Annotated in this window: 6 protein-coding genes; 1 reads left to right on the forward strand and 5 read right to left on the reverse strand. The window is 64.8% G+C overall.

Going from position 1 to position 8,861, the window contains the following annotated elements:
- The first annotated feature begins 309 nt into the window (after nt 1–309).
- Nucleotides 310–1,986: a phospholipase D family protein gene (locus ACT6S0_RS15965; RefSeq protein WP_444764778.1), complete on the forward strand. Its 1,677-nt coding sequence runs from the start codon at nt 310–312 to the stop codon at nt 1,984–1,986.
- 137 nt (nt 1,987–2,123) lie between these two features.
- Here ACT6S0_RS15965 and ACT6S0_RS15970 read toward each other — a convergent pair whose 3' ends face one another.
- The 5 genes from ACT6S0_RS15970 to ACT6S0_RS15990 all read right to left on the reverse strand — a co-directional run.
- On the reverse strand, nt 2,124–2,417 hold the full coding sequence (locus ACT6S0_RS15970; RefSeq protein WP_119554657.1) for a hypothetical protein: 294 nt from the start codon (nt 2,415–2,417) through the stop codon (nt 2,124–2,126).
- A 62-nt stretch (nt 2,418–2,479) separates the two neighbouring features.
- Entirely contained in the window at nt 2,480–2,884 is a 405-nt protein-coding gene (locus tag ACT6S0_RS15975) for a hypothetical protein (protein ID WP_119554540.1), read from the reverse strand.
- Nucleotides 2,871–6,050 (reverse strand): efflux RND transporter permease subunit, encoded by a 3,180-nt coding sequence (locus ACT6S0_RS15980; RefSeq protein WP_119554538.1) that lies wholly within the window; start codon nt 6,048–6,050, stop codon nt 2,871–2,873. Before ACT6S0_RS15980 ends, ACT6S0_RS15975 begins: the two co-directional genes overlap by 14 nt.
- The gene (locus tag ACT6S0_RS15985; protein ID WP_119554536.1) at nt 6,047–7,750 is read right to left on the reverse strand and encodes an efflux RND transporter periplasmic adaptor subunit; all 1,704 of its coding nucleotides are present in this window, start codon (nt 7,748–7,750) and stop codon (nt 6,047–6,049) included. Before ACT6S0_RS15985 ends, ACT6S0_RS15980 begins: the two co-directional genes overlap by 4 nt.
- Nucleotides 7,747–8,861 (reverse strand): TolC family protein (locus ACT6S0_RS15990; protein ID WP_444764779.1); only part of this gene is annotated, 1,115 nt, incomplete at its 5' end. The genes ACT6S0_RS15985 and ACT6S0_RS15990, both read right to left, overlap by 4 nt.

Genomic DNA, 8,861 nt, shown 5'->3' on the forward strand with positions numbered 1-8,861 from the left:
TGAGTGCATGCCGGGCTAAAAAGCCATGACAGCCCGGATGCTCTCGGTCGGCCGTCGGTTGATCTCCCTGTCGTCAGTCTAGAAATCCAATCTGTCGATGGCCGTACAGATGGATTACAAATACTTCATCTGTCGTCGTGTGTCCGGAGCGATCGAACGGCGGTATCGATCTCTCATGCGCCCAGGCGCTTGAATGCACCCCTTCGCGCCCGATGGAACGCAGCGCATCAACATCTGGCTGGGGGCAAATTGAGAGGAATCAGCATCCGGGAGACGTAGCGCGTCTTTTCAGCGAATGCGGCCCCAAGGTTGCTGAAACTCGGCTTAAATTCCTCGGCTTTCTCGATATCCGCGCTCTCCGATTTCACCTGTGCGACAAAACCGCTCGACATGAAGCAACAGATTTTGAACAGACTGACTCCTCTTTGGCGCGTTGCGATGGCGAGCACCTTGCTCGCCTTGTCCGGCTGCCTCGGCTTGCCCCAGTCGCCGCCGTCGTCGCCCACTCACACACTTGCCGCCTCGGCAGACGCACCGCTGTCCAAGGTCGTGGAAGCATCACGCGCGGCGCAAGGAACCAGTGGCTTTCGGTTGCTGCCCTCCGGGCCGGACGCGCTGCAGGCACGCCTTGAGCTTGCGCGGTTGGCCACGCGGTCGTTGGACCTGCAGTACTTCATCTTTCAATCCGACTCCACGGGGCGCGAGATGATGCGGGCCTTGCGAGACGCTGCGGCGCGGGGGGTTCGAGTGCGGCTGCTGATCGACGATCTATACACACAGGGTCAGGACGAACTGCTGGCCTGCCTGGCCGCGCACGAGCGCGTTGAGGTGCGGCTTTTCAACCCGTTCGCGTTGAGGGCGGGCGGCGTGTTCGCTCGATTCGCGGCATCGCCATTCTTCTTCGGGCGCTTGAATCACCGGATGCACAACAAGCTGTTCGTCGCCGATGCTGCCTGGGCGATCACCGGGGGGCGCAACATTGGCGATGAATATTTCACGCGCAATGACGCGGGCAACTTCATCGACCTGGACGTGCTGGCTGCAGGAAAAGTCGTTGGTGACATGTCTCGCCAGTTCGACCTTTACTGGAACAGCGCCGCCACCGTGCCCATCGAATACGTCGCCGCACGGTCGGCACACGCACACGCGCTACGCGATCGTTTCGAGACACTGACCCCGTCAGCATCGGCTCCGGCATTGGCGGGTGCCGATGCACCAGACGCGCTGGGCCGCTCATCGGTGGCGAAAGAGTTCGCTGCCGGCCGTGTGCATCTGGCATGGGGCGACGGGGAATCCTACGCGGACCTGCCTGGCAAGGCGCTTTCCGCATCACAGACCCAGGGAAGACAGGAGCATGGCTCCAACCTCGTGAGGCTCAACGCCCTGGAGCACATCCGTGCCGCATCGGTGGAGATATTGCTCACCTCACCCTATTTCATTCCGGGGCGCGCCGGTGTGGACCTCCTGGCCGAAGCAGCTCGCCGGGGTGTGAAGGTCAGCGTGTTGACCAACTCACTCGCTTCAACCGATCAGCCGCTCGTGCACGGGGCCTATCGCCGCTATAGACCAGCGCTCCTGACGGCCGGTGTTGCGCTGTTCGAGTTGAGCCCGCAGCGCGCCGGGCGCGAAGAGCAGCGCAAGCTCTTTGGACTGTCCGTGGGGGGGCTGCATACCAAATCGCTGGTGATCGACAGAAAGGAGTTGCTCGTCGGCTCGATGAATTTCGACCCCCGCTCCGATCGCATCAACACCGAAAGCGCGCTGGCGATACATGTTCCGGAAGTTGCCGAAGACGTTGCTCGTCTGGCTGCATTGTCCAAGATGCAGGCGGCGCATCAACTACGACTGTCCGAAGGACAGGCGATCGAATGGATCACACCGGCCGGCGGCGAGGGGCCTGTGCATCCGGACGAACCCGAGTCGGAATTCTGGCTAAAAATCTGGTTGCTGCTCACCAGCGAATTCGCGCCGGAAGGCTGGCTGTAATGCGCCGATGGTCGGCAATGTGCTGTGCGAGAAAGGCGCTGTTGAGCTGAGACGCACGAGGACGCGTTTTGGCGCCGATCAACAGCGATGGCGCTTCGGCGCCCGGAAGACGCGGGTCTGCGCCGGGCGCCAAAGTACTACGAGGGCGCGTTCTTGCACGCCTTCAGCTGTGCTTCGTACCTTGCTTTGCGCCAGCGGTTTTCTCCCTGCGTGGTCAGTGCGCGTGGGCCGTGATCCAGCGGCAGCACGAGGGGTGGTGGCGGGCAGTTCGGCGAACCTTTGCTGGAGAGCATGTCAGCGCGGCGCTCGGCGGCAGCCACCTGCTTGGCCTTACGCGCTTTCTCGATGACCTGGAAATCGGGGCCCGCCAGAGCGGGCAAGACGACTCCCAAGATCAGGCCGCTGACGAGAATGAGGAATGACTTTCTCATGATGAACTCCTGGAATTGATCGGAAGGAAACAAACGCGAGCTGTGACGCTCGCTGCCACCGTTCAATCCAGCCACCGGCAGTACAGGATGCGCACTGGCAACCGTACGTGCCGACCTCCCGCGTCGAAGTATTTCCCATCCGGGACCGGCGCCAGATGCACCGGCCACGCCGTGGCCTCATGTCCGCGGCATTCACCGCCGACCTCGTGCAGCGATGGCGCTGGGGCGCTGTAGCACAGCGCGCAGGGCATGGCATCCATGGCTACTGGCATTGGGGCCACGTCCATGATTGCGAACGCAGCTGGCCCCGTCGCGACCGAAGTGACCGTGCGCGCCGTCCACCCCTCTTCGTGAAACACGGGCGCCGACGCCTGTGCCGCCGTACCGAACAAGGCCAGGAACAGGCACAGGAGCAGCGCAGCACCGAAAGAAGTGCGCCGTTGTTGCGGGTGGTCAGGCTGAGCCATGGCCTTTTCTCCAGAGCGCGCGACGAGGTGTGTGCCGCTCGCGAGGTTCGCGCGGCCGCCGCATCAGCAGGTACGCCGCGGGGATCACGAACATCGACAGCAACGGAGCCGTGATCATGCCGCCCACCATCGGCGCGGCAATGCGCTGCATCACCTCCGAGCCCGTGCCTGTTCCCCACATGATCGGGAACAGACCCGCCAAGATGACCGCCACCGTCATGGCCTTGGGCCGCACGCGCAGCACCGCGCCTTCTCGGATCGCGTCCAGCAGGTCGTCGGTGCTTGTCTTTCCGTCGTCGACGCGCTCGTCCCAGGCATGCTTCAGATACAGCAGCATGATCACGCCGAACTCCGCCGACACCCCCGCGAGCGCGATGAAGCCGACCGCACCGGCAACGGACAGGTTGTAGCTGAGCAGGTAGAGCAGCCAGATGCCCCCGACCAGCGCGAACGGCAGCGCCGCCATGATCAGCAGGGCTTCGTCGAAGCGCTTGAAGGTCAGGTACAGCAGCACGAAGATGATCAGCAGCGTGAACGGCACCACCACCTTCAACTTCGCCGTGGCGCGCTCCAGGAACTCGAACTGACCGGACCACGACACCGCGTAGCCCGGGGGCAGCTTCACTTCCTTCACAACCACGCGCTGCATGTCCTGCACCGCCGAACGCAGATCCCTGCCGCGAATGTCCACGTAGACCCAGCCGGACAGCCGCGCGTTCTCGCTGCGCAGCATCGGTGGCCCGTCGGTGACCCGGATGTCCGCCACGTCGGAGAGCACCAATCGCGCACCGCGTTCGGTGACGATTGGGAGGGAGCGCAGTTGCTCCAGCGAGTCGCGGATCTCGCGCGGGTAGCGCACGTTGATCGGGAAACGCTGCAGGCCTTCGACCGTCTCGCCGATGTTCTCGCCACCCACCGCCGAGGCGATGACCGATTGCACGTCGGCGATGTTCATTCCGAACCGCGATGCCTCGTCCCGCTTGATGTTCACGTCCACGTACCGGCCACCGGTGAGCCGCTCGGCCAGGGCGCTCGAGACACCCGGCACGTCCTTGAGCACGCGTTCGATCTCACCGGTGATGCGGTCGATGGTGGCAAGGTCGGTGCCCGCCACCTTCACGCCCACCGGGCTCTTGATGCCCGTGGCCAGCATGTCGATGCGGTTGCGGATCGGTGGCACCCAGATGTTGGTCAGGCCGGGCACCCTGACGATGCGGTCGAGCTCCTCGACCAGCTTGTCCTGCGTCATCCCGGCACGCCACTGGTCCTGCGGCTTGAACTGGATGGTGGTCTCGAACATCTCCATCGGCGCCGGATCGGTCGCCGACTCGGCGCGCCCGGCCTTGCCGTAGACGCTTGCCACTTCGGGAACCGTCTTGATCAGCCGGTCGGTCTGCTGCAGCAGTTCGCTGGCCTTGCCCGCCGACAGCCCAGGCAATGCCGATGGCATGTAGAGCAAGTCGCCCTCGTCCAGGCGTGGCATGAATTCGCCGCCGATGTGCTGCAACGGCCACAGGCTCAGCACCAGCACGACCACGGCGCCCGACAGCGTCAGTTTGGGCCAGCGCAGCACCGCATTCAACAGCGGTTGATAGATCGCGATGAGCAGCCGGTTCAACGGGTTGGTCTTCTCATCAGGAATCCTGCCGCGGATCAGATAGCCCATCAGCACCGGGATCAATGTCACCGAGAGTCCCGCTGCGGCGGCCATTGCATAGGTCTTGGTGAAAGCCAGCGGCGAGAACATCCGCCCTTCCTGGGCTTCCAGCGTGAAGACCGGGATGAACGACAGCGTGATGATGAGCAGCGAGAAGAACAGCGCAGGGCCCACCTCGGCGGCCGAGTCCGCGATCACGCGCCAATGGGTTTCTCCGCGCAGCGTCTGGTCAGGGTGATCGTGCTTCCACTTCTCGATGTGCTTGTGGGCGTTCTCGATCATCACCACCGCGGCATCCACCATCGCGCCGATGGCGATCGCGATGCCGCCGAGCGACATGATGTTGGCATTGACGCCCTGGTAGCGCATCACGATGAAGGCCGCAAGGATGCCGATCGGCAGCGAGACGATCGCGACGAACGCGGAGCGCAGGTGGAACAGGAAGATGAAACACACCACCGCGACGACGATGAACTCCTCGAACAGCTTGAAGCCCAGGTTGCGCACCGCGCGCTCGATCAGGTTGGACCTGTCGTAGGTCGGCACGATTTCCACGCCTTGGGGCAGACTGGCCTGCAGGGTCTGGAGCTTTTCCTTGACGGCGGTGATGGTCTCCAGCGCATTCTTGCCCGAGCGCATCACGATCACGCCGCCGACGGCTTCGCCTTCGCCATCGAGCTCGCCGATACCGCGGCGCATCTCCGGGCCGACCTGGATGCGCGCGACGTCGCCCAGGCGCACCGACACACCGGCGTCGGTCGTCATCAACGGGATCTTGCGGAAATCCTCCAGCCCCTGAAGGTACCCCGAGGCCCGCACCATGTATTCCGCCTCGCCGAGCTCGAGCACCGAGCCGCCGGTTTCCTGGTTGGCCTTCTGGATCGCCTCCACCGCCTTGGTGTGCGGGATCCGGTAGGCGGCGAGCTTCTCCGGATCGAGCACGACCTGGTACTGCCGCACCATGCCGCCGATCGAGGCGACTTCGGCCACGTTGGGCACCGTCTTGAGTTCGTACTTGAGGAACCAGTCCTGCAAGGCGCGCAACTGCGAGGCGTCCTGTGTGCCGCCGCGGTCGACCAACGCGTACTGATAGATCCACCCCACGCCGGTGGCGTCGGGGCCGAGCGAGGCCTTGGCGCCGGCCGGCAGGCGTGACTGCACCTGGTTCAGGTATTCCAGCACCCGCGAGCGCGCCCAGTACAGATCGGTGCCGTCCTCGAACAGCACATAGACGAACGAATCTCCGAAGAACGAATAGCCGCGAACCGTCTTGGCACCCGGCACCGACAGCATGGTGGTGGTCAGCGGGTAGGTGATCTGATTCTCGACAATGCGCGGCGCCTGCCCTGGATAGCTTGTGCGAATGATGACTTGCACGTCCGAGAGGTCGGGTAGCGCATCCAGTGGCGTGCGCAAGACCGAATACACGCCCCAGGCACTGAGCATTGCCGTGGCCAGCAGCACGAGGAAGCGATTGGCGATGGACCACCGAATGAGCTTGGCGATCATGGCTTGCTTCCCGGCGTTGCGGCCTTAGGGTCCGCGGCGGCACTTGCCGCGGGAGCCGTCGCCATGGGCGTCACCCGGGTGAGCTGCGGCAGGTCATCCGCGTCGATGAAGAACTCGAAGCTCGCGCGGTCGCCAGGCTTCAGATTGCCTGGTGTGCCGCCGGGCGGCAGCTTGAACTCCATCGTCATGGCGCCCCACTTGATCGTCGGAATCGGGCCGTGCGAGAAGGTCATCGCGTCCTTGGTGATGCTTTCCACCTTGCCTTCGCCCACGTGTCTTGGAGCCCCTGCAGCCGGCGTGGCAGAAGCGGCCGTCGCCGCCGTAGGCGCTGCTGTCCCGGGAGCGGCGTTCAGGCGCGCCTCGACACCTTTGAGACTGGCCTCCGAGTCGATGAGGAACTGCGAGGACACCACGACACGCTGGCCGGCCTGCAGCCCGCGCTTGATCTCGCTCTGGCCGCCGGTTTCCAGGCCGATCTCGACGTCGACCGGCCGGAACTGGCCGTTGTCCTCCGCCAGCATGACAACCGCGCGCTTGCCCGTCTGGATCACGGCTTCGGTCGGGATCAGCAGCGCCTTGTCGGCTCGCGTGTCCGTGAACTGCATCGACACGAACATGCCGGGTACCAGCCTGCCGGTCGGATTCGCCAGCTCCAGGCGTGCCTTGAGGGTGCGCGTCGCCGGATTCACATCGGGAAGAATGGCTTGCACCTTGCCCTCGAAGGTCTCGCCGGGCGCGGCCGGCGTTCTGGCCTGCACCCTCGCGCCCAGACGCACCAGCGCCGATTGGCTTTCGGGCACTTCGGCATTGGCCCAGACGCTGGCCAGGCCGTTGATGCGAAACAGCGTGGTACCGGCGCTGACCGTCATGCCTTCGCGCGCGGCCAACTCCGTGACGACACCGCCGATGGGCGCGACCAGGGTAGTGCGCGGCTGCGTGCGGCCACTGCGAGCGACGAGTTCGATCTGCCCATCGTTCATGCCGACCTGGCGCATGCGTTGGCGTGCACCGTCGACCAGCGAGGCCAGGTCGGTGCCGCGCATGCGCTGAACCGACAGGAATTCCTCCTGTGCCGCGATCCATTCGGGGACGTAGAGCTCGGCCAGTGCCTGGCCTTTTTTTACCTGATCGAGCGTGGCCCGCACATTCAGCCGCTCGACATACCCGGTCGCCCGGGCCTGCACGATGACCTGGTCGCGCTCGTTGAAGGCGATGCTGCCGACCGTGGTCACTTGCGGCGATACGGTGCCCTCGGACACCACGGCGGTTCGCACGCCCAGGTTCTGCTGCACGCGCGCACTCACCGTCACGCTGTTCTGGTCGCCGTCGCCACCCGCGTAGACGGGCGACATCATCATGTCCATGAAGGGCGACTTGGCTGGCCTGTCGAACCTGTTCCCCGGCACCATGGGGTCGTGGTAGTAGAGGATCTTCTTGCCGTTGGTCGGGTCGGTGTCGCCGGCCTTCAGGCCTGCTGCGATGTGGCGCCGCGTTGCGTCTTCGCCGGTTTCGTTGGCAGAGGCTGCGGGAGCAGCCGTTGCGCCCGCTGACGGTGCGGCCATTGACGGCGTCCCCCCGGAGGAGGCGGACGACGGTCCCAGGCTCCTGCCGCGCTGTACCCCGAAAGTGTAGGCACCGAAAGCTGCTGCGGCGAGGACTGCTGCCGCGATCAGTCCAAGAAAGAGAGGTCTTGTTTTCATTTCTGTGTTTCCTTGGTCTCACTCGTGGCTGCGGACGGGACGGTATTGAGCATCGGATGGTTGGCGGGGATCAGGAACTCGAGCTGAGCCCAGAGCGCAGCAGTCTCCATCTCGAGGCGAAGGCGTTCCAGGCGGGTGTCGATTTCCATGCGTCGTGTCTCGAGTGCAGCGCTCAAGGTGCCCGCACCGCCTCGGTAGGCAGCCAGCACCGCTTGCGTGCGTTCGGCGGCGAGCGGGATGAGCGAGCTGTCGTACAGGCCGAGCCGCTTGCGGTTGCTCTGCCATTGCTGCAACCATGAGACAGCCTCGGCAGCGCTCTCTCGCGTCGCTTCCTCACGCTGGGCCTGCAACTGCTCGACCGCCGCCAGCTTGGCCGCGAGTTCGCGATCCTGACGATTCTTCTGGTCCAACTGCAGCGGGATCGACAGGTTCAGCGACACCATGTTCGAGTAGGCCGCCCCCCGCTGGCTGTACATCAGCTCGACACTCCAGTCGGAGCGCTTGTTGCTTTGCGCGACGTCGGCTTCCGCGCGCGCCACCGCTTCCTGTCGCGCCATCAGGGCGATCTGCGGGTGCTCGCCGATCTGGGCCTCCAGATTGCGGGCGTCCAGGCGCACGGAGCCCAGTTCCGGCAGCACCGACGAGGGCGGGGGAGTGCCCGGTCCGACCCAGCGCGCCAGACGCGTCTGGGCCGTGGCGATCTGGCGCTCCTGCGCAAGGATGCGGTCGTCCAACTGCGCCAGCGCGGAACGCGCCGTGAACACATCGGCCTGTGTGCCGCGGCCGCCGCGGTAGGCGGCGTCGGCGCCCTCGATCTGTAGCGTCAATTCGGTACGTTGGGTTTGCAGCAGGTCGCGCATCCGCTCCTGGTAGTAGCGATCAAGCCAGGCGATCGCGGTGTCGCGCCGCAGGTTGGCCAAGGCTACGGAGCGGCCCGCTTCGGCGACCTCAGCTTCCCGATCAAAGCGCGCCGCGCGGGCCTGGCGCTTGTCGGAGCGGGTGAATTCCTGCATCACGCCAATCGAGCGCATCGTCATGAAGTCGCGCGTGAGGCTGAAGCGGTCGCTCCCATTGACGGGCAGATTGCTGATGCCGGCCTTGAGCACAGGGT

It is taken from the genome of Roseateles sp. (assembly GCF_052436255.1).
Lineage (GTDB): Bacteria > Pseudomonadota > Gammaproteobacteria > Burkholderiales > Burkholderiaceae_C > Pelomonas.